The sequence below is a fragment of the Paenibacillus sp. sgz302148 genome, assembly GCF_056120465.1.
The window spans coordinates 12,873-37,429 of the sequence record NZ_JBVYOJ010000032.1 but is presented as its reverse complement, the minus strand read 5'-3'; the positions used below and the strand labels follow the sequence as shown (position 1 = coordinate 37,429).

The window sequence follows — 24,557 nt, the reverse complement described above, 5'->3', positions numbered from 1 at the left end:
GTGTACTTTACTCCGAAAGGGGATTTTGCATGTTGAGATCCTTATTTCGTTCCGTATGCGCACAAATCGATTTTTTGCCCCGATATTGCGCTTTCGATCGCCCCGAGCACCATCGCGATGCTCTGGATGTTGTCGGTACTGTCGGTTTCGGCTTTGCGGCCCTCGATCAGCGCGGCGAACATTTCGTCCAGGCATCCGGCATGGCCTTCGCGCCCCGTCCAAGTCAATTCGCCTTCTATCCGCTCGTATTCCCGCGTGAATCGCCCTTCCTGCTCCACGGCGGCGATCACTTCCGCATACGGCGCATCGGTGCCGTTCCAGATGGCCGTTCCTTTGCTGCCCGTTACGCGCCAATCGGCTTCCCACGATGTCGACGCGCCTTCCGCGCACCAGGAGCCGCGATAGCAGAATACGGAGCCGTCGGACATTTCAAAGATGCAGATGGCGGACGCATTTCCTTTATACCAAGAACCCGGAGGATTAAACTCGTGGCAATATACCGATACAGGGTCCGCGCCCAGAATGAACCGCGCTTGGTCGAACGTATGAATCGCCATATCGAGTATAAGTGGGCTGTCCATTATTTCGCGGAATCCGCCGAAATGCGGGCCTAGAAAAAAATCGGCGCCGATATATCCCGGCTGTCCGATCGCTCCGCCTTGGACAAGCTCCCGAAAGGCGCGAATCGTTCGGATATACCGGCGGTTCTGCATGACGGCGTGCGATCTTCCTGTTTCCCGGGCTGTTAGCAGGATGGAGTAAGCTTCATCCATCGTCGCCGCCATCGGTTTTTCGCCGAACACGTCGCAGCCTGCTTTCATGGCCGCCGTACATACCTTCTCGTGAGCGGAGGGGACCGTCACGTCAAACACCAGATTGGCTCCCGTCTCGGCCAGCGCCTGATTCAGGTCTGTATAGATTCCAGCTTGAAGCCGGTGCCGTTCGGCCATCGCTCTCGCATTCGTTTCCACCATGTCGACAAGCGCCACAATCTCCGCATCCTGCCGTTCCAGGGCGTACTGCACCCACGTATTGGACATGCCGCCGCAGCCGACAACGGCAATTTGGAATCGACTCATGTTGTAATCCTCCTTTGTAGCTGATACCCTGATTATAACCGGAATACGGATATCCATGCCTTATCCGATCTTGCTCTATATTTGCCCGATCTTGTCTTGGAGTGAAAGGAGGCCGGAGGTCGTCATGACCGATGATCAACAATGGCTTCGTGAAAATACGAAATTGCCGAGCACGTATTATCCGGTCAATCTGTTCCGGAACCGGGCGATCGACAATCGGACAGGCTCCCAGGTCATGCATTTGCACTGGCACGACCATTTCGAGATCATTCTGACCGTGAAAGGCCGTGCCGTTTTTTACATCAACAGCTGCCCATATGACGTCGCTCCGGGCGACCTGTTGTTCGTCCATCGCGGGGAACTGCATACCGGCTATTCCGCCATGGATGGAGAGACGGAATACGTTTCGGTTGTGTTCAACCGCGCCCTGCTTATGCCACATCACCCCGATCCGGCCTTCGACGAATATTTGCGGCCGTTGTTGGACGGGCAATCCCGATTGCCGAGCAAGATCGAACGGGATACCGAAGCATACCGCGACTCTATCGGCTGGCTGCGGATGTGCATTGCCGAATTTGAGACCAAGAAGCCTGCTCACGAGTTGTCCGTCAAAGCGTTGCTGCTGCTGTTCCTAACGAACTTGACCCGGGCGAACACTTTAGCGGATCCCGGCGATGGGCATAAGAACGGCGCGCTCGCCAATGTTTACGCCGAACGAATAAAAACCGCTATCGACTATGTCGAGCGGCATTTGGGCGAGACGATTTCCATCGGGCAAGCGGCTGAGCTTGCCGGCTGGTCGCCGTATTATTTTTGCAAAAAATTCAAGCAAGTCACCGGAAGAACATTCGTCGAATATGTCAACATGCAGCGGATGAACGAAGCGGAGAAGCTGCTTCGAAGCTCCACGCTTACTCTTGAACTCATTGCGGAAAAGGTCGGCTTGGGCAATGCGGCCTATTTGACGAAGCTGTTCAAAAAATATAAGGGCTGCCCGCCCTCCCGATATTTTAAATAATCCGTTCAGCCTCCGAATGCGTCGCGAAACGCCTTGGACAAGGCGACGCGGTCGACGTTCCACAAGGCGGCGACCTCGGCGCTGACGTTGTCGTCCCACCAGTCGGAGAGCAGCTTATGGTTGCTGCTATGCTCCGAAATCCACGGTAGGTTCAGCAGAACTTTTTGGTAATACAAGGTTTCGGCCTGCTCGATCAGTTCCGGTTTGATCCAAACGTTCAGCCGTTTGACCGTTCGATACAATTCTTTGCTGCAGGCTCGGCGTATTTTGCGAGCGGTCGGCAAGTTTTGCGTATGTTTTTCTTGGTTCGGTTTCATGTAGCGCACCGTCTCCTCTCTACACTATACATATGCGGAGAGAGGCAGGCGGGCGACAAGAGCGGGCTTGACCGCATCAATCCACGACGATATACCCCACCATCGGCCCGTTATGGGCCATATCCGGATGCGCGAGACAAACGATCCGATATATACCTTCTTCTTGCGCCGTAAACCGCACGACCGTTTCTTTTCCTTTGGTCACTTCGCCTTTAATGTTCAAGCCTTCGATGACGAAGGGATGGCTTGCGCCGTTAATGCCGGTAATGTGCAAAGCGACGGGCTGCCCGTGCTGTACGTATACCGTTCCGGGGTCCCAGCGGTAAGCTTCGATTTTTTTGCCGTTCGGCAACGTCGAAGAAAATTCGCCGGTCACCAGATGTATCGTTTGTTCTTTTACCGGTGCGCCGTCAACGGCTTTGGTTTGATTCATTTGCAGGTAAAGGGCGACCATGACGATAAGCGATACGACGGTAAGAAACAGCCTGACATGGTTTTTGTTTACGATGAATACTTTGGACACGCGATCCACCTCCGGACAAAGTCGTCCGTCGGCATGCCGGCTGTTTATGCCGTTCCGATGCCGGACAGACCCTAGTCCATAGTATGCGGAGGCTTGTCAAGGCATGACCGGACCAAACCATTTTTTCGGGGAACTACTCTGAAACTTTTTCATAGAAACTATTCGTCCTGCCGATCGTCATAGTAATAGGAGACTGCGGATCGGCAGCCCATGCCGCGCATCAACTGGCTGGAATGTCTGTCCGTATGGTAAAATAGTATAGATTATGCCAACATCATTTTAGGAGATGAACATGGGACATTTTATGGATCAAATTCACGAATGGATTAATCAACTGTTTATTTGGATTCGGGAATTAGGGTATTTCGGCATTATGCTCGGGCTCATGATCGAGGTCATTCCGAGTGAAATCGTGCTCGCCTACGGCGGATATTTGGTTCATGAAGGAAAAATATCGTTTATCGGCGCGGTCATCTTCGGCACGATCGGCGGCGTAATCGCCCAAATTTTCGTGTACTGGATCGGCAGGTACGGCGGAAGGCCGTTTTTGGAACGGTACGGCAAATATATTTTTATTCATAAGAAGCATATCGATTTGTCGGAGCAGTGGTTCAACCGTTATGGAACCGGCGTTATTTTTACGGCCCGATTCATTCCGGTCGTTCGCCATGCGATATCGATTCCAGCGGGCATTACCAAGATGCCGCTCGGCAAATTCACGTTATTGACTACGCTCGCGGTGATTCCGTGGTCAATTCTGTTTGTATACTTAGGCAATATTCTTGGAGAGCATTGGGATCAGATCGACGAGAAGGCTGCGCCGTATGTTCAGCCTGCTTTGTTAATCGCGCTGGCGCTGCTTGTTGTTTATTTCGTCGTCAAATATTTGCGGAACCGCGGCAAATCGGTGTAGTATACGGGGAGAGGCATCACACTAACTTTATGAAAGCGAGGTCCTTACGATGGGCAAAAATTTAGCCGATAAGCTTAGAACGGGCATCAGCCCGCAGCAATTTATCGATAGCATGGAGAAGAACCAGGACAAGTTCCTGGATTGGTACGGCAAATTCGAATGGCCGAGCGAGGAGGATCGCGAGTACTACGAATCGCTGAACAATCGCGACGATTTGCGCTGCCTCATCGTGGCTGCGGATTGGTGCGGCGACGTCGTGCGCAACATTCCGGTCGTATTCAAGGCGCTCGAAAATTCCGGCATCCCGGTGGAAGTGCTCATCATGGAGCAAAATCTCGACGTCATCGACCAGTTTCTGACGATGGGCGGCCGATCCATTCCGGTCGTCATCTTCACGGACACGGGCGGCCATGTGCTCGGCACATGGGGACCGCGGCCGGCTCACGTACAAGCCGTTATGGTGAAGTTCAAGCAGGAAAATCCGGACCGCGAAGCGTCCGACTATCAGGACAACCTGACGGCGACGCGCGCCGAAATATTGCGTCAATACGGGGAAGGAACGGCATATCAAGCGGTTATCGTCAAAGAACTTCGCGAGCTGCTGTCGTCATTGTAAGCCATGCTGAAAATCGAAGCCTTCTCGTTAGGACAACTGCAGACCAACGCATACTTATTGACCAACACGGAGACGAATAAAGCGATCGTCATCGACCCGGGGCAAAATCCGAAGGCGCTCGTTCGCCGACTGGAAACGGTCGAGCTCGAAGCGATCGTGCTGACGCACGCCCATTTCGACCATATCGCAGGCGTGGATGAAATCCGCAAGCTGAAAGGCTGTCCGGTTTACGTTCACGATCTTGAAGCGGAATGGCTGACGAATCCGAAGCTGAACGGATCGCTTCGCTGGCCTGCGGTTACGGAGCCGATCTCGACCGATCCGGCCGAATATGCGCTTGCGCATGGACAGAAGCTGAAGCTGATCGATACCGAGTTCCGGGTATTCCATACGCCGGGCCATTCGCCGGGCAGCGTATGCTTGCTGCACGATAACCATTTGTTCGGTGGGGACGTATTGTTCCGCATGTCAGTGGGACGCACCGATCTGCCGGGCGGGAACCAGCGGGATTTAATCGATTCGATCCGCGGAACGTTGTTCAAGCTGGACGATGCCGTGCAAGTTTACCCGGGACATGGACCCAAAACGACGATCGGGTACGAGAAACAAAATAATCCGTACGTATAAAAGAACGCTCGCCGGGCTAAATAAGCTTGGAATACAACGACAAGATAGTACCCTGAAAAGAAACCTTGTTAACTCAAGGTTTTTTCTTTTTTCTAGGGAGTTTCTTGTCGTTTTTTTTATGAACAAAAATGTACCACAAAATCATTATATCGAAAAAATATATTCATACGTTATATCTTTTTGATATAATAAAAACGATCAAACATAAAAAGGAGGCAATATACCATGTTTAAGAGTGGCAATGCGACTGTCATGGTAGCGGATTTCAAAAAGGCAGTAAAATTTTATGTCGAAACCCTTGGATTAAAGCTTCAACACGAAATGGACGGGCATTTTGCGCAGATCGAAGCACCGGGATTGACGATTGGTATCCTACATCTTTCAGGTGACCAAGGTGTTAAACCGGGAACATCGGGTAGTATGTCTATTGGATTTGAGGTAGAGGAATTGGAGTCTGCCATCGAGACACTGAAATCCCGGGGTGTTCAATTCCATGATTATGTAGAAGGCCAAGCGGCCCAAGTCGTACACTTTAGCGATCCTGACAGTAATACCCTTTACTTGGTTTGTAATCGTTAAGCCAAGGAGAGAATAAGGGACAATGAAAAGAGGAGTCTTCTCATGACACCAAAAACAAACGTCAACATGGTTGTTATAGGGCTGCTGGCGGCGATGTTCATCGGCGCGTTGGACGTGACCATCGTCGCCACCGCCACGCCGCATATTATCGCGGATTTGCATGGTGAGAGCCTGTTCAGTTGGGTATTCGCGGTTTACACGTTGACCACCTGTGTGGCGGTGCCTATTTTCGGCAAGCTTGCCGATTTGTTCGGGCGCAAAGCCGTGTTCGCGGTCGGCATCGGTTTGTTCGTGCTCGGTTCCATTTTGTGCGGGGCCGCACAGTCGATGGTGGAACTTATTTGGTTCCGGGCCTTGCAAGGAATTGGGGCCGGGGCGTTGGCGCCCGTGTGTTTTACGATTATCGGCGATTTATTCTCAGGTAAGCAACGCGGCAAAATGATGGGCGTCTTCTCGTCCGTTTGGTCCGTGGCAGGCTTGCTCGGCCCGCTTATCGGCGGTTATTTCGTCGATCAGGTGTCGTGGCGCTGGATTTTCTACATCAACGTGCCGATCGGCGCCGCCGCCTTGCTGCTGCTCACCGTATTTTTGCACCAACCGATCGAGCGCCGGGCAAAAAAAATCGATTACCTCGGCGCGCTCACCTTTACCGTTTCCTTTTCCGCGCTCCTGTACGCGCTGCTGAGCGGCGGGTCCGACCATCCGTGGGATTCCCCGTTGATTGTAGGGCTGTTCGCGGTAGCGGCCGTGTTTTTGCAGTTATTCCTCTGGATCGAAAAACGGGCGGAAGAGCCGATGATACCGTTGTCGATTTTCCGCATCCGCGTATTGAACGTGACAAATGTCAGCGGTTTTCTGACGTTCAGCATCACGACGGGCTTGACGATTTACTCGCCAATCTGGATTCAGTCCGTGCTTGGCCATTCCGCGACAAGCTCGGGCCTGATCGTCATGCCGATGTCACTGGCATGGCCGCTCGCTTCCAACATGGCCGGCAGGCTCATGTACCAGATGGGGGTGAAGGCGTCGATCGTGTTCGGTTCTGGTCTGGTGGTGGCCGGCTCCATTTGGCTTGCCACGCTTCAGATGAACTCTCCGTACGTTTACTGGATTGGTATTCTCTCCGTAATCGGGCTCGGGATGGGCTTTGTCGCGACGCCCTCTACCGTTGTTGTGCAATCCGCCGTCGGCTGGGAAAAACGCGGCGTCGCCAACGCTTCCAGCATGCTATTGCGCGCAATGGGTCAAACGATCGGCATCGCGGTGTTCGGCACGATTTACAACCAGCATGTGACATCGCTCGGCTCCAAATCGGAGCTGGCTACCGGAATGCATACCGTTTTTCTGCTCATGTGCGGCATTGCGATTGCGAACCTGCTCGCCGTGCAATTCCTGCCGAAACACCGCGAGCTGATGGCGCAGCAGCAGTCGGCGTGACGGGGGCACGAAAGAAAGAAACCGGATTCGGCCACAAACGGATTCGGCCTGGAAAAAGTCGCGACGACCGCGGCTTTTTCTTTTTTCGGGCAACCGCAACCTATACTGTTTTGTTTACTTATTATATCTATTCGATATAATAAGAGCAGTTAACTTATTAGGGGGGCCATTTGCTTGAACGAATTATTCATACTCGGCGAATTGATGAATAACCCGATGCATGGCTATTTGTTGCATCAGATCTTGAACGGGGCAATTGGACCTACGCAAAAAATCAGCTGGGGGGTGCTTTATCCGCTCATTCACGGCCTGCTTGCAGACGGACTGATCGAGCAGGTCCCCGATGAACAACCGGAGGGCGCTCGGCAGGGAAGAGGAAAAAAGAAAATAATGTACAGCATTACCGAAGAAGGCAGAATGCGCTTTTTTCGGTTGATGGAAGAGCCGATTCCATACTCGCCGGATTACGAGCTGCACTTTTATATTAAACTGAAAAATTTTGATCTGATCAGTAGGGAGTTGCGGTTTTTAATTTTGCACCAGTACAAGGATTACCTGCGGTATGAAATCCGCCATGAGGAAGAACGAATTGAGTATGTGAACAAAGATGAGCGGATTCCGGACGGGGAACAGCAATATATTCTGACCTTTTTCCGGCATCGGTTGGAAAAGCTCCGTTTTGACGAAGAGTGGGTTTTACAGTTAATCAGTAGCCATCGAACGAATGGGGAAGGGCTTGAACATAAGTGAACAACCCGGAAATGTTACGGCCATCCTAAATTCTCCATATCAGGGTATAGACAGGCGAAACATGTTTTGGTAATATAGACATGTCTAACAAGTGCATATATGTCATTCGTTTGCGAAGAACGCAAGCTCAAAGCCATCGGCCTGAGTTGCGTTCTTTTTTGTTTTTATTTTCGTGAAACGGGGGTGCGGCAGTGAATGCGCGTCAGATGAGACTTCAGCCGAACGACTTGCTTGGCAGGCGGTATCGGATCGTTTCCGTGTTAGGCCAAGGCGGCATGGGCACCGTTTATTTGGCCGAAGATACGAAGCTGCCGGGCAAACGTTGGGCGATCAAGGAGACGATACATGCGCCGAGCGACTTCCGTCAATTCGTCGATGAGGCGGATATGCTGACGAGATTGGAGCATCCGGGCCTGCCGCGCATCGTCGATTATTTTGCGCCGGATGAGGACGGATACAGCTACTTGGTGATGGACTATATTCAAGGTACGACGCTGCTGGAATGGTTCGAGCGGCGGGAACGGAAGACGGACGCGGCGATGGCGGTCAGGATCGCGATTCATCTGTGCGATTTGTTTCATTACCTGCATCATGAGCAGGTAATACCAGTCGTCTATCGCGACTTGAAGCCATCCAATGTCATGATCGACGAGAACGGCCATATTCGCTTGATTGATTTTGGCGTTGCCCGTAGCTACAAGCAGGGCCAGACGTCCGATACGCTGCAGCTTGGCACGATCGGCTTTGCGTCGCCCGAACAGTTTCTGGGCAAGCAGACAGACGGTCGAAGCGATTTGTACAGCCTTGGAGCTTTGCTGTACTACTTGCTCAGCGGGGGCAAATATTTCTACACCGTGCAGAAACCGTTGGATCAGGTGGCAACAGGGCTACCGGAGCGTCTGACCCGTCTCGTGGGGAAGCTGCTTCGATCGGCGCCGAATGAGAGATACCAGACCGCACAGGAGACGAAGCGGGAGCTGGAAGCGATTTTGCCGCGTGCGCCTGCTTCTGGTACGGAGCGGAGGCGTGAACAGAAGCAGGGGACGGGCTCTGTGCCGGCTGCACCGGCGCCGTCGTGGGTCGGGACGTTATCCGTCGCGGTGACGTCGGTTCGACCGGGCGCGGGCGCAACGCATACTTCACTGCTTGTTGCGGGCACGCTCGCGGCTTGGTTTGGGGGGCGCAACCCCGTCGCCCTCGTGGAAGCGAACGCGTCGGGTGACTTCGCGAGGATCGAGGAGGCGTACGAAGGGACTGAAACTGTTGCGCGTCACGGCAAGTTCGTCATCGGCACAATAGACTTCTACAAAGGCTGCGGAACGAAGCAGCTTCCCGCTATATTCGCAGGAGGTTATCGAGTCGTTGTGATCGATATCGGCTGCTGCGAGGCGGGATCGCCTTGGTTCGACGAGTTCGTGCGTTCGCATCTGCCGATCGTCGTCGGTGCAGGCTGCGAATGGAGGCAGCCGGACATTTACCGTTTTGCCGAATCTCACGCGGATTGCGATCAGAGCAACTGGCTCTATGCGATCCCATTGGCTGAAAAAACGACGATCGGAGATGTTGCGAAAGCGCTGCCCGGAACACGCGTTGCGGCTGTGCCTTCTCATCCCGACCCGTTCCGAAGGCAGAGCGACACGGATGCCGTAATGGAGCAATGGATCGGTCCGGCCGTCGGCATCGCCCCGCGCAAGCGCTGGCGGTTATTCGGCTCAGGAGGAAAGGAATAGCGATTCTATATTTCATTGATAGAGCGAGGTGGATTGTATTATGTCGGTCATTCGGCAGCGGACTAAACATTTGATCGGAGCGGGTTTGATCGGCGCATGTATTGCAGGATTGCTGCTATCGTCGTTGCTCATCTATCAAGGCATGATGCAGGCGGAAGAGAAGGAAAAGCTCGCCGCAGAATACGAGCGGCAATTGAGGTCGGCTGTAAAGGTTGAGGAAGAACGCAAGCAATTGAAGCGAAAGGTGCTGGCTGCCGGGAAGGACGTAACCGCAGGAGAACTGCTCGGACAGGAGGCGATCAGCGTGATTGAAATGCCGGCTGACGCGGTATCGGACGATATGATCGTGGACGCGGCATATCCGCTTAAGAAGTTTGCCAAGATCGATATCCGGCGCAATACGCCGTTAACTAAATCGATGTTGTTCGAGGAAGGCGTCGTGCCCGATGACCTGCGCAACGAAGAGTTTGCGGTACTGCGGCTGCCGAGCGATTTGAAGATCGGGCAGTTCGTCGATGTGAGGATCAAGTTTCCAACCGGGCAAGACTACATTGTGCTTGCCAAGAAGAAGGTGGAGCAGCTTGTGGGAAGCGTCGTTTGGCATCAGGTTGACGAGCAGGAGATATTGGCAATGTCCAGCGCCATCGTCGACGCGTATTTGCACCATGCAACATTATATTCTTTGTCGTATGTCGATCCGTACGTACAGAACAAAGCGATTCCGAACTATCCGATCAACGCCGACGTCATGGCTTTGATCAAGAGCGATCCCAATGTTGTCGATGCGGCCAAACGCGGATTGGAGGTACGGGTGCGCGAGCGGTTGGAACGGGACTTGCAGCGGTTGTCCGATTCGCATTCGCTAGTTCCGCAAGCGCCTTATCCCGGTGCCCCGCTCGGTACGGTTTCCGCTGCCCCGATTACAGATAATGGAAGCGGCGCGGGAGGCGCCGGAACGAATCCGGCCGTGGCAGGGACCGGTTCTTCGCCTTCGGGGACCGAGGTTCCGGGCCGTTCCGACGCATCGCCATCCTCCGGTTCGCCGGGCTTCGGCGCACGAACGGGAACGGAAGGCTCGACGGTGCCGGATGCAACGAACGGGAGCGGGAGTGCGCCGATGGAGGAAGACGATATATTCGGTCAATCGAAGGGGGTTACGCCATGAAGCGCATCATGTTTGCCGGTGCGTGCGACAAACGAGATCTGCTGCTGTACATTTGCAAAGTACTGGCTTCTGCCGAACAGCGGCTGCTGCTTGTCGACGCAACGCTGGCTCAAGATTACCGCTACGCGGTCGCGGCGCTCGATGAACGGTGCCCCGTCGCGCAATACGAAGGCTTTAACGTTGCCGTCGGTTTTTTGAACGAAACCGCTTTGGACGCTTATTTGAGCGAGCAAGGCGAACGGCTTGACGATTATGATTTGATCTTAATCGATTCGGACAGCCCGGACATTGCGGCAGGCTGGAAAGGGATCAGCGATCGGGTGCTCGTCGCCAACTACGAAAAGGCGACCATCGCCAAAAACGCAGAGCTAATGAGCCGCATGCTTGGGCACGGACGAAAGGAAGCACCGGAGCAAGTCATTCAAGTGTTCCTCCAAACGGTGGAATGCGGCATCGATGAAGCATATGTTGAGTCAACGATGTCGAAGCTGCCGATCGCCTGGGCTCAGCCGGCTTATGCCATCTCGTATGACGAGATTGACTTATCCACGAAGATCGACAATCAGTTTAACGGGCGGCTTCGTTTAAAGCCATTGTCGCAGCCGTACAAAAAAACGATCGTCGGCGTATCGCAAACGATTTCTGGCCTGGACGGGCGGACGATCAAAGAAGCGTTTAAACGGGCGGAAAGGAGAGCTTGACATGGGGCAGGTCGTATTTTTCGGCGATCCGAACAGTCAGGACGCTTCGACGACATGCTTCATCGCATGCGCAGCACTGATTGGTTTGGAGTATTCCGTCCGAACGCTGCTCGCCCATACGTCCAGGGCTGGCTCAATGTTGGAAATGGCGTTTGGCGACAGGTCGTCTGGCGATCCCGATCCGATGGCGCGTTTTGCGGATACCGGCGTTGATGCGCTGGAGCGGCTTGCTCGCAGTCAAAGACTGACCCCGGAACGGGTGCAGGATTATTCCACTCCGATTCTGAGGGACAGGCTGGATCTGCTGCGCGGAACGATGAAGCAAGAAGTTACGCACGCTGAGGCCGATCCGACTTTACTTCCGGCCATGATGACTTGCGCAAGCCGTTATTACGGGCTGACGCTTCTTGATTGGTCCGGCAACGGCCGCCGTATCGGCGGAGGCGTGAATTCAACCGCAGCGGACGCCGTGTTGCATGGCGCGGATCTTGTTATCGTGCGGTTACCGCAGCATACGGAGGCGCTGGATCGATATTTTGCCAAGCGGGATTGGCCCGAGGCTCTTCATGCGAAGCCTAGACTTGTCGTTCTCGGACCTTACGACCGGCACTCCAAATATTCGATGGTCAACATCGCCCGCCGGTATAAGCACAAAGAACCGATTTATTCGATCCCTTACAATACTGATTTTATCGACGCGATCAACGACCGCAGCGTCGTCGATTATTTCATGCGAAACCGGAATGCCAAGAAACGGAGCGACAATTATTTTTTCATGGAAGAAATCCGTAGATTGACTGCGGCTATCATGTCGATCATGGGTTATTCCTTGAAGAAAGGGGCGACCTCATGATTTCGGCTTATGCCGTTAACCTGATATTGATCGTCATTCTTGCGCTATTCGGCCTGATCCTCATCTATCTGCGATTGACGAGCCGCCCGGTCGCTGCGCCGAAGCCTGCTCAAATCTCGAGCCGTTATTCCATCGAAGCGATGCAGCAATACGTAAAGCAAACGATCCACGACATGGTAAGCGGCAATTTGTATGATCTCGGCCTCCATGAGGAAGAGTTCAGACGCCGCAAAAATCAGCGGATCGAGCTGAAGAAAGCGCTGAAGGGCTGCGTTTACGGTGATGCACGAGACAAAGCATACGTCAAAAATCTCATTTACGATTTGCTTGCCGGATATTACGGCTGCAATGAGACCAATGTCGATTGGGTTATACCATTCGAGGAGAATCGGGCACTGAGCGAGCAGGATCAATTCGATATTCTGCTTTATTTGTACCGCAAACGGCACGGCATCGATGCGCTCGGCCGTCTCATCGAAACGTATCGGCTGGATCGCCCGAAGCGGATTATCGAAGATGGGACCGTGGATTCGTATCGAGTGACCGGCGATGAAATCCGGACGATTTTCGAACGGGAATACCGAACTTTGGCTTTCGAGGACAAGCTGAGCATTGTCGTTCAGCGGATTTATCAGCAGTACAAGGGCTTCGGCGTCATCGACGAAATCCGGGATATGCAGATTGACGGCGTATCGGGCGGGGTATCCGGCTTGCCGGTGTCCGAATCCGGAGCTGCCATCGGCTTCGGGGCTTCGTATTATACCGATCAGATGATTCGCGATACGAGGTACAGCTATGATAGCGTATGGGTGTTTTACAAAGGCAAGTCGATTCATCTCGATTTTTTGTCCTTTGGCTCGGAGCTGGAGCTGAAACGGGTATGCCAGAACATCTACAAGTACAATAATCCCGGACAGCTGTCGGAGTCGAACGGCTATAAGGTGAACGAAATGAAGGACGGTTCGCGCGTGGTCGTCGTCCGGCCGAATTTTTCGGAATCGTGGGCTTTTTTCGTGCGGAAATTCGATGTGCCGAACGCAACGCTGGAGCAGTTGATCCGAGACGCCAACGCGGCATTGCCGATCAAGCTGATCCAATATTTGATGAAGGGATGCCGCATTACCGCGATCACCGGGGCGCAGGGCAGCGGCAAAACAACTTTGCTCATGGCGATGGTGAAGCATATTTACGCAACGTATACGCTGCGGGTACAGGAGATGTCCTTTGAACTGAATTTGCGGAAAATATACCGCAACCGCAACATCCTGAGCTTCCGCGAAACGGAGACGATCTCCGGGCAGCAAGGGCTCGACATCCAGAAAAAAACCGACGGCACCGTCAACATTCTCGGCGAGGTTGCGACCGACCCCGTGGCGGCGTGGATGATTCAGATGGCGCAGGTGGCCAGTTTGTTCACTTTGTTCACGCACCATGCGAAGACGTTTCGAGATCTTGTCCAATCGCTCCGCAATTCGCTGCTGAAGACCGGCGTTTTCACGAGTGAAACGGCTGCCGAGCAGCAGGTCGTCAGCGTTGTCAATTTTGATATTCACTTGAAAAAGGATTCGTCCGGCCGGCGGTATATTGAACGCATTACGGAATGCGTTCCGATTGCGGACGGGGTGCCTTACGCCGATGCGCGTAACGTGATCGAGTTTCGGGAAGGGGTTTACGTGGCGGTCCAGCCGATTTCCGACAGGAACAGGAGGGAAATGATCGAGCATATGTCCGAGGCGGACGAAGCCGAATTTAAGTTATTTTTGTCCGAGCATTGGGGGGAAGCGATTGGAGCATAATACGATTTTGCTAGCCGTTTGCTCGACAGCCGTATTTTTATTTCTGCTGTCGCTCGTACTGCTTCAGTTGTTGAACCGGAGGGTGCAGCGGCGCGGTTCGAAGGACGACAACCAGCATGCTCGTGAGCTGCTGCAGCCCGCCCAAGGAAATGCGAGGCTTTGGTTCATTAAGTTTTGCCGGGATTCCTACGAGCTGGGGTGGCGAATCCCGCCCTTGCGCATCTACATGCGGAATATCCGAAGGCGCATTGCGCGCATTCATGCCTACGACGAAGTAACAATGCGGCTGGAGACGATGAAGCTGACTTATATGGCACTAGGCATTATGTTCGTATCCGCGGTTGCGCTCGTTATCGTTAGCCGTGATCTATCGTTTATGATCGCCGTTCTGCTTGGTGCGCTTGTCGTTCACGGGTTGTTGATTGACGCATTCATCCACAGGGTGGAAAATCGCTTATTGCGGCAGCTGGTCGGTTTGTTCGCCGACGTACGGCACCATTACCATCAGCACGGCATGGTGGAGGAAGCGATCTACGAAGCCGCCGAAGTCGGCACCCATGAGGCGTCGCTGCATGCGCACAACATTTACGAGCTTCTCGTTTCGGCCGACCCGGAAGCGGGTTTGGAGCAATATTATGAAGCTGCCCCGAATCGGTTTCTGAAAGGGTTTGCCGGCATCTCGCATTTGATCCGTGAGTTCGGCGACAAGGTCGTGGACAAAGGATCGTTGTACCTTAATGCACTCAACCGATTGACGCAGGAAATCCATCTGGAAATATTGCGCCGGGAAAGATTGGACTATTTGCTGAAAGGACTTACCGCCATTGCGGTTGCGCCGATTTTGTTCGCGAGGCCGATCGAATATTGGGCAAGGGGCAATTTTCCGGCGATGGACGATTTTTATGGCGGCAAGTTAGGCGCGGCAACGAAAGTCATCATCTATGCGATTATAGTGATCGCATACGTGCTGCTGCGCAAGATGCAGGACAACGACGAAGGGAAATCGGCCATGGGAGCGGCGAAGAGGAAGCGTTGGGAACAGGTAATAGCCGCTTGGCCGCCAATTTCCTTCATTATTCAGCGTATGTTGCCCGCCGCTCATACGAAAACGCACGTCAAACTTGTCGAGCTGCTTAAGATAACCCAATCGCCGTGTACGCCGGAATGGTTTATGCTGCGAAGGCTTGTCCTCGGCGCCGCATGTTGTGTCGGCGCGTTGACTCTCATGTTGTACATGCACGCGGTCACCGTCGACCGAATTATGTTCGCCCCAACGAAAAACGAAGCGATGTTCGGCCAAATGTCGGCGAAGGAAGAGGAGAAAGCGATCAAATCTTCCGAGTTCGACCGCCGGATTATCGATAAAGTCAACGAACGCGGGGTACGTACGCAGGACGCGATTGCGGAAGTGATCCGTGAGCAAACAGCCGAATCGGAATTGGACGAAGAAGCGGTCATCGCTTCAGTTCGAAGAATATCCGCCAAGCTGGATCAAATGAACAGCGAATATTTGAAATGGTGGGAGCTGCTGTTAGGTATGATGGCCGGCACCGCCGGATATTACGTGCCTTTATGGATATTACATTTCCAGAAGCGGCTGCGGCAGATGGAGCTTCAACGGGAAGTGGATGAGTTTCATACGATACTCGCGATCTTGTGCGAGATGGAACGAATCTCCGTAGAAAACATGGTCGAGTGGATGGAGCGCTTCTCCGTCCAATTCAAGCAGCAGTTTAGAACTTGTTTGCTGAATTACGAAAGCGGAGCGGAGCAGGCGCTGGAGCAATTGAAGGAGGATGCTTCCTTCTTGCCTTTCGCAAGAATCGTTGAGCGGTTGCTGGCTGCTGCGGACAAAATTCCGGTAAAGCAGGCATTCGACGACCTGGAGACGGAGCGTCAATTTTACTTCGAGCAGCGGAAGCAGCAATACGAGAAGACGATCGAGTCGAAGGCCAGCTGGGGCAAGCTGATCGGATTTGCGCCGATGTACGCGCTCGTTTTCTTATACCTGGTCATGCCGCTCGTCTATATGAGCATGAATCAAATGAGCGTCTACTACGAACAAATCGGAAAAATTACATAAGGAGACGATGAAAGTATGGGAAATGCACAACGAGCATTAATTATGGCAGCTGGATTTTTTCTTGCGATCGCCTTGATTACGATCGCGGTTGTCATGTTTATATCAGCACAAGATGCAACGAAGTCTGCGCAAAACAATTTTTCAGACATTCAAACGGAGCTGTCGCAAACCGCTTTTACCGTTTATGACAATACGGTCGTATCCGGGAGTCAAGTGACCAACGCGCTGCGCAAGTTTTCCGACAAGGAGCAGTTCGGCATTCGAATCATTACCGGCAAAAATCCAGGCGGTTCCTGGTACGGCAAAGTGATCGACATCACCTCGACAGTCGGCAGCGTGGAGTACGGCTCGGTTACAGGCACGACACCAACCGGAACGTTAGGCAATGCTACAAATGAAAGCACGACGGAATATGTCAACCCAAGCGGCAAGTTCAAAGCAAGCCTGATCAAAGATAAGAGCAATGCCATCCGCGCGATTGTGTTTCATCAGCAATAACCCCAGCTGAAAACTTCTGGAAACTGCCGGGTACGGCCCAATCCAAACGCTGGTATGAAGGAAGGAGGATAAAATGCTGGGTAAAACCGCAACGGATCTATTGCTCATGGGATTTACGGCTCTTATTTTTATGAGTGCTTTAACGATGGCTCTATGGATGAACGAAACCGCCCAAAGTGCCGTTGCTTCCGCTTTTCGGGCCGGTACCGATCAGGATCGCAATACGTCAATGGTTCTGCGGGCGAAGGAGAACGATTCGGTTTCCGGCGCGGAGGTCATTCAGACGATTTATCGACTGAAGCAATTCGATTACGATGTGGTCGTCGATGGCATCCACTTCCCGCGTAATGCGGAGACCGATGAAATCTATGCCGAATGGATCTCGCCGGCCGCAGCGTATTCGGTCAAGAGGGTAAGGAATGGAGAGGGTGATTTGATGAAGATCGTTTTCACATTACTGGTATCATCATGATCTTAGCTAGGAGGCTGCGGAAGTCGTGATCAATACGGTCAGCAAGCTGTTTTCCATCATTGTCGCCGTGCTGCTGCTGTTCATGTATCCGCTGTCGGAATCGTACGAACGACAGGACGATGTGTCCTCGATGATCGCATTCCAAGCCGTTACCGGGTTTGTCGATGCCGTCAGAGATAAAGGGTACGTGACGCCAACGATGTATAACGATTTTTTCCGATTGCTGCATTCGACGGGCAATACGTACGACATCGTCATGGAGCACGAGCATAAGAGGTACGACCCGGTTTACGGCGATCCATCCAATCCGGCAACGTTCAACAACGAGTACCGGGTGAATTACGAGGCGTTCTTCACGCCGCAAATTATGGCGGTGCTCTTCCCGAACAATGCCCTGCCGCTTGATAGCGGCAGCCGTAAATACCGAATGGCGATGGGTGATTATTTTACCGTCACGATCCGCAATACGAATCGGACGAACGCGACGGTGCTGCGCAATTTTTTGAGCGGCGGCGATTCCGATCAAGCGGCTATTTTTATTCCTTACGGAGGCATGGTACGGAATGAAAATGATTAATGCAGCCCTCCTGCTGGCGCTGATCGTATTTCCGTTATTCTGGATCACCCGCTGGGATGCGGAATTCCAGAAAAACGCGGTCCGGACGGAGCAGCGGTACAATGCCGCGTTGGATACGGCCGTACAAGACGCCAGCACGGCGCTTATGCTGCACGCTAGGCAGGAGGATGAGGCTTTGTACCGTACTGCCAAGCGATTTGCCGTGAACAAGGAAGCTTCGCTCGATGCTTTTGTACGCACCTTGAATGTGAACTTCGGCATCGTGGACGATCCGATCGGACAAAAGGTGCTGCTCGGGTATATACCGGCTATCGTTGTCATCGGATATGACGGTTATGACGTCTACGCTGTAGGGCCTGTCGTTAACGGGAAAGGGGAGAACGAGCTGCGCCATATATGGTGGGGGACGAAGCCTTACGCCTTTGCGGATCAAGCCGGCAACAGCTACTCGTTTACGCTGGACGATCGCGTTGGCGTATTCGATAAGACAAGCCGGACTTGGCACGAGGGAAGGAGGGAGCAGGTCGCGGGCGAAACCGCAGTCCCTTTGCTGAAGGATGCTTCGTTGTTCGAGCAAGTGAGAAGATCGACAATCGTTCGTTCGATTATGCGCGACTTGGAGCTGACGATCAATCGTCACAATGTTTTTGCGAGAAAATATGGCATCACTTATACGTTTACTCTACCGACGATTAGCGAGGAAGAGTGGAATAACACGATCGACGACATCGGTATCATGGCATTCATTCAAGGGATTCCGATGGGCAGAACCTATTACAATAATTATGCGCTCGGCGGCGGGAGAGTCGTCAAGAAGCACTCTATTTACGGATTCCGGCGATACGGGATCAAATATTACACAAGGGCCGACTGCTCTTTTTCGGAAACACCCGAGGAGACGTTTGCGAGTGGGAAGGAAGCAGCCGCACAGGGGTATTTTCCGGCTCCGTGCCAAAAGTAAGGATGGATCCTCTAAAACTTGATTTTAGAGGATTTTTTATCCATATTCGAGTTGTCGTGTGCTATGATGATTTATGAATTGATACTGGAACCGGGAGGTTTTACATGTATTGTATTAAACCATGCAGTACGGAAGAGCTTCAACATGTACTGAAATTATCGGAATCGTGGAAAACGGAAAACATTACCGTTGGATATAAGAATGTCAACCACACGATCGAGGGGTTAGCAGCGAGATTAAACGACTATTTTTATGTAGCAGTAGTCGATGATGACGTCATAGGATATGTTTTCGGCGAAATAAGGAACGGAAATGGGTCATCCCGCAAAATGAGAACTACTTGGAAATATTCGAGATCTATATCCACCCAAGCTATCGAAATCAAGGGATAGGTAGAGCTCTTCTATCCACAATACATAAAAAAGCGGAGAGCAATCAAATTACTAGATTTTTGGTCGGGTCTTCAAATCGGCGCTGGAAGGAAACTGCCGATTTTTATGAAGAGCTTGGGTATCAGATGTGGTATATTCAAATGTTTAAATAGCATTTGCACGATGTTCTTCCATAGAACGAAAGAGGGTGATTGGAATCATTGAAGTAGAACAGCGGCAAAATTACTATCAAAATGTATTAAATGAAGGTAGCGAAAAAATAGCACTGATAACCGTCGACGATAAGCCTGTCGGCTGCTTGACGATCGGGAAGTGCAGAGACACTGATACAAACGATACCTGCGGTGAAATCCGGGCCATATATTTGCTTAGGGAGCACTGGGGGAAAGGCTTGGGGAAACTGCTCCTCCAATGGGGGACGGATAGGTTACAAGAACTTGGTTATCGCAACGTCTCACTGTGGGTACTTAAAGAAAATACGAATGCCAGAAGATTTTATGAGAAACTGGGCTTTAACCATGATGGGATAGAACAAATCATTACCAGGGGTATAGATTTGGTTCAAGTAAGGTATCGAAAGTCGCTGGAATAGAAAAAAGCCGAGCGTTATACACCCGGCAAATCATTATACTTCTGCATCGTTTTCAGCAGATCGGCTGGTTTGACTTTAGGCGACCCTGCGTTGATCCGGAAGGCGACCTTCGTTTCTCGCGTATTGATGCCTTCTTTGATCGTAAAGAAGTGGTTGATGCCGATTCGGCTAGCCAGATCCAGCACGTCGTCATTATACGCGCCGTAAGGGAAGGCAAGAACTTTGGGCTGCTCGCCGAGCTCGGCCGCCAAACGTTTCTCGGCCAGCGTCAAATCGGTTAGAACCCGTTTGCGGTATTCCGCCAGCGATTCGACCCGGTTTTTTTTCTGCAGGAACAGCTTGCTCGCAAGCGCCGGCTTCTCGAAACCGGCTTTGTTCGCTTTCCCGTACAAATGTTGGTTATATGTATGGGAGAAGAACGACATCCCGTTATCCTTCATAATCCGAATTTGGTCCCACGTCAGGTGCGGCAGCGCATCAGGGTAATATAAATCCGTAAAATTAACGATCAGGAAGTTGGTTGCGACAATATTATATTTTAATAGAATCGGGAACGCTTCGGTATAGAAGCTCGCATAACCGTCGTCAAACGTCAGCAGCACGGCATTGTTCGGAACCTCGCCGCCGTTATCCATATATTCGATGTACTGCTCCATCGAGATGAAGTTATAGCCTTCGGAAATGAGCGTCTTGATTTGCTCTTCGAACTGGGATGTCAAGATCGTCGAGTCGCCGTCCTTCTTGGCATCCATATCGTGGTACATCAATGTAATAACCTTATCTTTGTAATAGACCGGACCGGAATCGACCGGTTCCGCATAAGCCGTATTCAACATGAATATTACGGCAACGAGTCCGACCAGCAGTAGCTTGCGTAGCGTATTCATCTTTCACCTCGTCCAAAATTTTCAAATAGAGTAGACAACAAGTTTCATCTTAATATAATGCACGGCACGACGCAACAAGTTGAGCTATAATAGGCATATAGCACGATGGATGGCCTAGCGCGAGACGGCGCCGGGGACTGGAGGTTGGAACTTGATCAATTATCATTCGAGGCTGGAGAAGCTTCAGCAACAAATGGGAAGCAATGGGATCGATGGGTTTCTTGTCACGCAAAACGTCGATATGTACTATTTAACCGGAACGATGCAAAGCGGGTATGTTTTCGTCCCCGCAGAGGGCGAAGCGATTTGTTATATCCGCCGTAGCGTCGTACGCGCGCAAAGCGAGTCGGCGGTCATCGTCGAGTCACTCGGCTCGTTCCGTGATTTCGGCAGCCGCTTGGCGGCCGATTTTCCTGCGGTATTCGGCAAAAGCGGCACGACCATCGCAACGGAATTCGACGTACTGCCGGTCGCCGTATACCAGCGTTTGCAGGCTATTCTGCCGAGTGTCCAATGGAGCGACGGCTCAACGATGATTCGCGAGCTGCGGATGATCAAATCGCCGGCGGAGATTGCCAAAATCAAAGAAGCGGCTTATATTATCGATAAAGCGCTGCAAAAAGCCGTCGCGCACGTTCGCAGCGGGATGACGGAGCTGGAGTTGATGAGCTTCATCGAACTATCCATCCGGCTTGAAGGCCATACCGGCATGATGCGCATGCGCGGCTATAACCAGGAGCTTACCACCGGCATGGTCGGAGCGGGTTCTTCGGCGGCGCAGCCAACCTATTTTGACGGTCCGGCCGGGGGCGAAGGGCTGACGGCGGCATTTCCGCAAAGCGCCAGCCGCAGGCCGATCGGAACGGGCGAACCGATTCTGGTCGATATCGGCTGCTGCATTGACGGTTATGTGATCGACCAGACGCGTACGCTTGTGATCGGTGAGATGCCGCAACAGCTATTGTCCGCATATGAAACATCGGAGCAGATTTTGCGCAGCATCGAGCACATGCTGCGGCCGGGCACGGTCTGCCAGGACATCTACGCAGCAGCACTCTCCGAGGCGAAGTCGGCCGGACTCGAAGCGCATTTTATGGGCTACGGTGCCGATCAAGTGAAGTTCGTCGGCCATGGCATCGGCCTTGAAATCGACGAGTTGCCGGTACTCGCCCGAGGTTTTGCTTACCCGCTGCAGCCTGGCATGGTCATCGCCGTAGAGCCGAAGTTTACGTTTCCGGGACAAGGTGTCGTCGGGATCGAAGATACGTATGCGATTACAGAACATGGCTTTGAGAAATTAACTTGTTCCGCTAGCGGACTCATTCGTCTTCCGGATCGACTCTAATCCTCAACCTCCTATCAATCACATAATACGGTTCATGAAAGGAAGGAACGAACAATGAGCACTCAACAACCTGACGGTCGCAAGCCGACCCCACCCCATGTCGTATTCCTGATTGCGGACGACCATCGCGACGAATCGATCCGCGCTTTCGGAAACGCCATCGTGCAAACTCCGGTGCTGGACCGGCTTGCCAATACCGGAACGTCGTTCGGCAATACGCATATTTTTGGCGGATTAACCGGAGCGGTTTGTGCGCCAAGCCGCGCATGCGTCAATTCGGGCATGTCGATTTTCCGGTCGATGATCGGCAAAGACGTGATGAATTGGGATCATGCGATCACAATTCGCCAAGACGTTTCCTTGATGCCGCAAGTCATGAAGGAGAATGGATACCATACGCATGCGGTCGGCAAATGGCATAATGATAAACCCGCTTTCGCGAGAAGCTTCTTAAGCGGTGACAAGCTGTTCTTCCACGGCATGAGCGAGCATACGCAAGTTCCGGTTCAGGATTTTGACCCGACTGGCGTTTACCCGCAGGAGCGCGAATATATAGAAGAAACATTTTCAAGCGAGCTGTTTACGAATTCGGCAGTGGACTTTATACATAATTACGACGACGAAAAACCTTTTTATTTGTATGTGGCCTACACATCGCCGCACGATCCGAGAACGGCGCCGGCGGATTACGCCGCAATGTATGACAAAGCCGATATTCCGCTGCCGGCCAACTTCCTGCCGGAGTATCCGTTCGATAACGGAGATATGACCGTACGTGACGAACACCTTGCGGCACTGCCGCGGAACGAAGAGGAAATCCGGCAGCACATTGCCGATTATTATGCGATGATCAGCCACATGGACAACCAAATCGGACGCATTGTCCAAGCGCTGAAAGACAAGGGAATCTACGAGAATACGCTGATCGTCTACACGGCGGATCACGGCATTGCGATCGGGCAGCACGGTTTGATGGGCAAGCAAAATATGCACGAGCACAGCATACGCATTCCGTTAATTTTCCGCGGACCGGGCGTTCCGGAAGGCAAACGTCATTTCGCGTTGTCCAGCAACATCGATATTTTCCCGACCGTTGCGGAATTGTGCGGCGTAGCCATTCCCGAAGAGGCGGACGGGATGAGTCTTGCACCTCATCTGAAGCAGGGAAGCGGACCCGTACGGGACATCGTGTGCTCCGTGTATCGCGACATACAACGGATGGCGACGGACGGACGCTGGAAGCTCATTCGCTATTATGCATCCCCGGCGACGAATACCGGAACGAACGTTGTCCAGTTATTCGACCTGGAGAACGATCCGTGGGAGACGAACGATCTTTCCGCCGATCCGGCGCATACAGGTCATATAGCGAGACTTTCCGCCTCATTAGAGCAATGGATGAAACGGCATGACGATATTTTGCAAGACGTACCGGTACAAATTTAAAAATATGCCCAAACTATAATAACGATGGATGACGTAAGGACGATTTTCGGACCTGCGTCATTTTTCTTTGATTTAAAAAAATTTTTGAAATCCGATGAACGATTTCCGGTCTCGTTCGTATTATGGTTGATTCTCAAAAGGGGGGTATCATTCGCGCCGATGGAGGAGACGGAATTGATTGCGCGGGCTCAGCGCGGCGACTCCGGTGCTTTAGCGCAGCTGCTTCAGATGAACTATTCGTTCCTGCTGAAATATTTGCTCAAGATAACGATGCACCAGGCTACCGCAGAAGATCTCACTCAAGAAACGATGCTGAAATGCATCGAAAAAATACGCCTGTACAACGGGCAATCGAAGTTTTCGTCCTGGCTTATGACGATCGCCACGAATAAATACGTCGATCTGATGCGCCGCAAGAAGCAGGAGCGTTCATGGCAGGAACAGGAGCAATCGCTTCGTTCGCTGCGCTGGCAATTCACGAGCCGCAACGACGAGTGGCCGGACGTATTGGACTCGATCGCCCGTTTACCGTACGACGTTCGCATTCCGATTTTGCTCAAGCATTATTACGGTTTTTCTTATGACGAAATTGCCGCCATGATCGACATTCCGGCAGGTACGGTAAAGTCGAGGGTGTTTAATGGAATTCAACAAATTCGAAAGGAGCTTGAGACGAGTGAATAAGCGCGATGAAGAAGATCAAGCGTTAGCCGAGCTGATGCGAGACGGATTGCACAAGCTGGATGCGCTCGTTCCGGACGAAATGCCGAATCTGCAATGGATGGAGCAAATGGTCTCGGACCAGCAAACCCGCATGCGCAAAAAAATGTGGACCGAGCTGGCCGTTTTCTGGCTTGTGGCCATGGTTATTCTAACGGGCGTATTTTTAGCTCTTTACGCCAATGTTTATATATTTGCCGCGTTGCAAGCTTTCGTTGTCGCAGCAGCCGTTCCCGTAGCCTTTATTTTACGGAGAAAAGAGCAGGTGAAGACGAAATGGAAGATTTAAAATATAATCCGCTCTTCTGGATCGGACTTGCGTTTATCATGTTAACGCAAAGCACATGGTTGTTTCTCAATGCGCGTCAGCATAGCCGATACCCGTGGTTCTGGGGAATATGGGGGCTTATTCAATGCCCGTGGCCTCTCGTTATATATTTGTTGATCGTGCGCAAAGATTTGTGGAAGAAAAAAAAATAA

At 52.2% G+C, this 24,557-nt stretch carries 28 protein-coding genes; 24 read left to right on the top strand and 4 right to left on the bottom strand.

The window, feature by feature from the left end; translation table 11 throughout:
* Window positions 1–41: 41 nt before the first annotated feature.
* Window positions 42–1,079 (bottom strand): Gfo/Idh/MocA family protein, encoded by a 1,038-nt coding sequence (locus AC0LWM_RS30490; protein ID WP_474678809.1) that lies wholly within the window; start codon window positions 1,077–1,079, stop codon window positions 42–44.
* A 124-nt stretch (window positions 1,080–1,203) separates the two neighbouring features.
* Here AC0LWM_RS30490 and AC0LWM_RS30485 point away from each other — a divergent pair, with 124 nt between their 5' ends.
* Window positions 1,204–2,097 (top strand): AraC family transcriptional regulator, encoded by an 894-nt coding sequence (locus AC0LWM_RS30485; protein ID WP_474678808.1) that lies wholly within the window; start codon window positions 1,204–1,206, stop codon window positions 2,095–2,097.
* A 5-nt stretch (window positions 2,098–2,102) separates the two neighbouring features.
* Here the strand turns inward: AC0LWM_RS30485 and AC0LWM_RS30480 are convergent, their stop codons facing one another.
* Both AC0LWM_RS30480 and AC0LWM_RS30475 read right to left on the bottom strand, forming a co-directional pair.
* A complete protein-coding gene (locus tag AC0LWM_RS30480) occupies window positions 2,103–2,414 on the bottom strand; it encodes a dehydrogenase (protein ID WP_474678807.1) in 312 nt (103 codons plus the stop codon).
* 76 nt (window positions 2,415–2,490) lie between these two features.
* Window positions 2,491–2,937: a cupredoxin domain-containing protein gene (locus AC0LWM_RS30475; protein WP_474678806.1), complete on the bottom strand. Its 447-nt coding sequence runs from the start codon at window positions 2,935–2,937 to the stop codon at window positions 2,491–2,493.
* Window positions 2,938–3,241: 304 nt separating this feature from the next.
* Between AC0LWM_RS30475 and uptA the strand changes: the two genes are divergently transcribed.
* The 18 genes from uptA to AC0LWM_RS30385 all read left to right on the top strand — a co-directional run bounded on the left by uptA (window position 3,242) and on the right by AC0LWM_RS30385 (window position 19,679).
* Entirely contained in the window at window positions 3,242–3,850 is a 609-nt protein-coding gene (gene uptA / locus AC0LWM_RS30470; protein WP_474678819.1) for an undecaprenyl phosphate transporter UptA, read from the top strand.
* A 49-nt stretch (window positions 3,851–3,899) separates the two neighbouring features.
* Window positions 3,900–4,466 (top strand): thioredoxin family protein, encoded by a 567-nt coding sequence (locus AC0LWM_RS30465; protein ID WP_474678805.1) that lies wholly within the window; start codon window positions 3,900–3,902, stop codon window positions 4,464–4,466.
* Window positions 4,467–4,469: 3 nt separating this feature from the next.
* Window positions 4,470–5,093: an MBL fold metallo-hydrolase gene (locus AC0LWM_RS30460; RefSeq protein WP_474678804.1), complete on the top strand. Its 624-nt coding sequence runs from the start codon at window positions 4,470–4,472 to the stop codon at window positions 5,091–5,093.
* Window positions 5,094–5,318: 225 nt separating this feature from the next.
* Window positions 5,319–5,672 carry a VOC family protein gene (locus tag AC0LWM_RS30455; RefSeq protein ID WP_474678803.1) on the top strand — a complete coding sequence of 118 codons (354 nt, stop codon included), beginning with the start codon at window positions 5,319–5,321 and terminating at the stop codon, window positions 5,670–5,672.
* 42 nt (window positions 5,673–5,714) lie between these two features.
* Window positions 5,715–7,109: an MDR family MFS transporter gene (locus tag AC0LWM_RS30450; protein WP_474678802.1), complete on the top strand. Its 1,395-nt coding sequence runs from the start codon at window positions 5,715–5,717 to the stop codon at window positions 7,107–7,109.
* Between the two features lie 174 nt (window positions 7,110–7,283).
* Window positions 7,284–7,859 (top strand): PadR family transcriptional regulator, encoded by a 576-nt coding sequence (locus tag AC0LWM_RS30445; protein WP_474678801.1) that lies wholly within the window; start codon window positions 7,284–7,286, stop codon window positions 7,857–7,859.
* Between the two features lie 191 nt (window positions 7,860–8,050).
* Window positions 8,051–9,589, top strand: coding sequence for a serine/threonine protein kinase (locus AC0LWM_RS30440; protein WP_474678800.1), 1,539 nt, complete (start codon window positions 8,051–8,053; stop codon window positions 9,587–9,589).
* Between the two features lie 40 nt (window positions 9,590–9,629).
* Window positions 9,630–10,754, top strand: a complete 1,125-nt coding sequence (locus AC0LWM_RS30435) for an SAF domain-containing protein (RefSeq protein ID WP_474678799.1) — start codon at window positions 9,630–9,632, stop codon at window positions 10,752–10,754.
* Complete coding sequence (locus AC0LWM_RS30430) at window positions 10,751–11,455, top strand: hypothetical protein (RefSeq protein WP_474678798.1); 705 nt, start codon at window positions 10,751–10,753, stop codon at window positions 11,453–11,455. Before AC0LWM_RS30435 ends, AC0LWM_RS30430 begins: the two co-directional genes overlap by 4 nt.
* 1 nt (window position 11,456) lies before the next feature.
* On the top strand, window positions 11,457–12,308 hold the full coding sequence (locus AC0LWM_RS30425) for a chromosome partitioning protein ParA (protein ID WP_474678797.1): 852 nt from the start codon (window positions 11,457–11,459) through the stop codon (window positions 12,306–12,308).
* Complete coding sequence (locus tag AC0LWM_RS30420) at window positions 12,305–14,104, top strand: pilus assembly protein CpaF (protein WP_474678796.1); 1,800 nt, start codon at window positions 12,305–12,307, stop codon at window positions 14,102–14,104. Before AC0LWM_RS30425 ends, AC0LWM_RS30420 begins: the two co-directional genes overlap by 4 nt.
* A complete protein-coding gene (locus AC0LWM_RS30415) occupies window positions 14,094–16,187 on the top strand; it encodes a hypothetical protein (protein WP_474678795.1) in 2,094 nt (697 codons plus the stop codon). Before AC0LWM_RS30420 ends, AC0LWM_RS30415 begins: the two co-directional genes overlap by 11 nt.
* Before the next feature lie 15 nt (window positions 16,188–16,202).
* Window positions 16,203–16,685 carry an ABC transporter permease gene (locus tag AC0LWM_RS30410; protein ID WP_474678794.1) on the top strand — a complete coding sequence of 161 codons (483 nt, stop codon included), beginning with the start codon at window positions 16,203–16,205 and terminating at the stop codon, window positions 16,683–16,685.
* Window positions 16,686–16,758: 73 nt separating this feature from the next.
* Window positions 16,759–17,157, top strand: a complete 399-nt coding sequence (locus AC0LWM_RS30405; protein WP_474678793.1) for a hypothetical protein — start codon at window positions 16,759–16,761, stop codon at window positions 17,155–17,157.
* Window positions 17,158–17,182: 25 nt separating this feature from the next.
* Window positions 17,183–17,734 (top strand): hypothetical protein, encoded by a 552-nt coding sequence (locus AC0LWM_RS30400; RefSeq protein ID WP_474678792.1) that lies wholly within the window; start codon window positions 17,183–17,185, stop codon window positions 17,732–17,734.
* Window positions 17,721–18,695: a 6TM ABC transporter family protein gene (locus AC0LWM_RS30395; protein WP_474678791.1), complete on the top strand. Its 975-nt coding sequence runs from the start codon at window positions 17,721–17,723 to the stop codon at window positions 18,693–18,695. Before AC0LWM_RS30400 ends, AC0LWM_RS30395 begins: the two co-directional genes overlap by 14 nt.
* Window positions 18,696–18,978: 283 nt before the next feature.
* Complete coding sequence (locus tag AC0LWM_RS30390; protein ID WP_474678818.1) at window positions 18,979–19,239, top strand: GNAT family N-acetyltransferase; 261 nt, start codon at window positions 18,979–18,981, stop codon at window positions 19,237–19,239.
* A gap of 35 nt (window positions 19,240–19,274) precedes the next feature.
* Complete coding sequence (locus AC0LWM_RS30385; protein ID WP_474678790.1) at window positions 19,275–19,679, top strand: GNAT family N-acetyltransferase; 405 nt, start codon at window positions 19,275–19,277, stop codon at window positions 19,677–19,679.
* A 14-nt stretch (window positions 19,680–19,693) separates the two neighbouring features.
* On the opposite strand, the gene AC0LWM_RS30380 is transcribed toward AC0LWM_RS30385, so the two are convergent.
* Window positions 19,694–20,566 (bottom strand): polysaccharide deacetylase family protein, encoded by an 873-nt coding sequence (locus tag AC0LWM_RS30380; protein ID WP_474678789.1) that lies wholly within the window; start codon window positions 20,564–20,566, stop codon window positions 19,694–19,696.
* Between the two features lie 151 nt (window positions 20,567–20,717).
* Between AC0LWM_RS30380 and AC0LWM_RS30375 the strand changes: the two genes are divergently transcribed.
* The 5 genes from AC0LWM_RS30375 to AC0LWM_RS30355 all read left to right on the top strand — a co-directional run bounded on the left by AC0LWM_RS30375 (window position 20,718) and on the right by AC0LWM_RS30355 (window position 24,557).
* Window positions 20,718–21,911, top strand: coding sequence for a M24 family metallopeptidase (locus AC0LWM_RS30375; protein ID WP_474678788.1), 1,194 nt, complete (start codon window positions 20,718–20,720; stop codon window positions 21,909–21,911).
* A 54-nt stretch (window positions 21,912–21,965) separates the two neighbouring features.
* Window positions 21,966–23,357, top strand: a complete 1,392-nt coding sequence (locus AC0LWM_RS30370; RefSeq protein ID WP_474678787.1) for a sulfatase family protein — start codon at window positions 21,966–21,968, stop codon at window positions 23,355–23,357.
* A gap of 159 nt (window positions 23,358–23,516) precedes the next feature.
* Window positions 23,517–24,041 carry an RNA polymerase sigma factor SigY gene (sigY, locus tag AC0LWM_RS30365; protein ID WP_474678786.1) on the top strand — a complete coding sequence of 175 codons (525 nt, stop codon included), beginning with the start codon at window positions 23,517–23,519 and terminating at the stop codon, window positions 24,039–24,041.
* Window positions 24,034–24,366 (top strand): YxlC family protein, encoded by a 333-nt coding sequence (locus AC0LWM_RS30360; RefSeq protein ID WP_474678785.1) that lies wholly within the window; start codon window positions 24,034–24,036, stop codon window positions 24,364–24,366. The genes sigY and AC0LWM_RS30360 overlap by 8 nt, the downstream gene beginning before the upstream one ends.
* Entirely contained in the window at window positions 24,354–24,557 is a 204-nt protein-coding gene (locus AC0LWM_RS30355; protein ID WP_474678784.1) for a sigmaY antisigma factor component, read from the top strand. Before AC0LWM_RS30360 ends, AC0LWM_RS30355 begins: the two co-directional genes overlap by 13 nt.

Coding starts and splice junctions, on each gene's coding strand:
- AC0LWM_RS30490 (WP_474678809.1), bottom strand. CDS start 1,079: ATGAGTCGATTCCAAATTGCCGTTGTCGGCTGCGGCGGCATGTCCAAT.
- AC0LWM_RS30485 (WP_474678808.1), top strand. CDS start 1,204: ATGACCGATGATCAACAATGGCTTCGTGAAAATACGAAATTGCCGAGC.
- AC0LWM_RS30480 (WP_474678807.1), bottom strand. CDS start 2,414: ATGAAACCGAACCAAGAAAAACATACGCAAAACTTGCCGACCGCTCGC.
- uptA (WP_474678819.1), top strand. CDS start 3,242: ATGGATCAAATTCACGAATGGATTAATCAACTGTTTATTTGGATTCGG.
- AC0LWM_RS30465 (WP_474678805.1), top strand. CDS start 3,900: ATGGGCAAAAATTTAGCCGATAAGCTTAGAACGGGCATCAGCCCGCAG.
- AC0LWM_RS30460 (WP_474678804.1), top strand. CDS start 4,470: ATGCTGAAAATCGAAGCCTTCTCGTTAGGACAACTGCAGACCAACGCA.
- AC0LWM_RS30455 (WP_474678803.1), top strand. CDS start 5,319: ATGTTTAAGAGTGGCAATGCGACTGTCATGGTAGCGGATTTCAAAAAG.
- AC0LWM_RS30450 (WP_474678802.1), top strand. CDS start 5,715: ATGACACCAAAAACAAACGTCAACATGGTTGTTATAGGGCTGCTGGCG.
- AC0LWM_RS30435 (WP_474678799.1), top strand. CDS start 9,630: ATGTCGGTCATTCGGCAGCGGACTAAACATTTGATCGGAGCGGGTTTG.
- AC0LWM_RS30430 (WP_474678798.1), top strand. CDS start 10,751: ATGAAGCGCATCATGTTTGCCGGTGCGTGCGACAAACGAGATCTGCTG.
- AC0LWM_RS30425 (WP_474678797.1), top strand. CDS start 11,457: ATGGGGCAGGTCGTATTTTTCGGCGATCCGAACAGTCAGGACGCTTCG.
- AC0LWM_RS30420 (WP_474678796.1), top strand. CDS start 12,305: ATGATTTCGGCTTATGCCGTTAACCTGATATTGATCGTCATTCTTGCG.
- AC0LWM_RS30410 (WP_474678794.1), top strand. CDS start 16,203: ATGGGAAATGCACAACGAGCATTAATTATGGCAGCTGGATTTTTTCTT.
- AC0LWM_RS30405 (WP_474678793.1), top strand. CDS start 16,759: ATGCTGGGTAAAACCGCAACGGATCTATTGCTCATGGGATTTACGGCT.
- AC0LWM_RS30395 (WP_474678791.1), top strand. CDS start 17,721: ATGAAAATGATTAATGCAGCCCTCCTGCTGGCGCTGATCGTATTTCCG.
- AC0LWM_RS30380 (WP_474678789.1), bottom strand. CDS start 20,566: ATGAATACGCTACGCAAGCTACTGCTGGTCGGACTCGTTGCCGTAATA.
- AC0LWM_RS30370 (WP_474678787.1), top strand. CDS start 21,966: ATGAGCACTCAACAACCTGACGGTCGCAAGCCGACCCCACCCCATGTC.
- sigY (WP_474678786.1), top strand. CDS start 23,517: ATGGAGGAGACGGAATTGATTGCGCGGGCTCAGCGCGGCGACTCCGGT.
- AC0LWM_RS30355 (WP_474678784.1), top strand. CDS start 24,354: ATGGAAGATTTAAAATATAATCCGCTCTTCTGGATCGGACTTGCGTTT.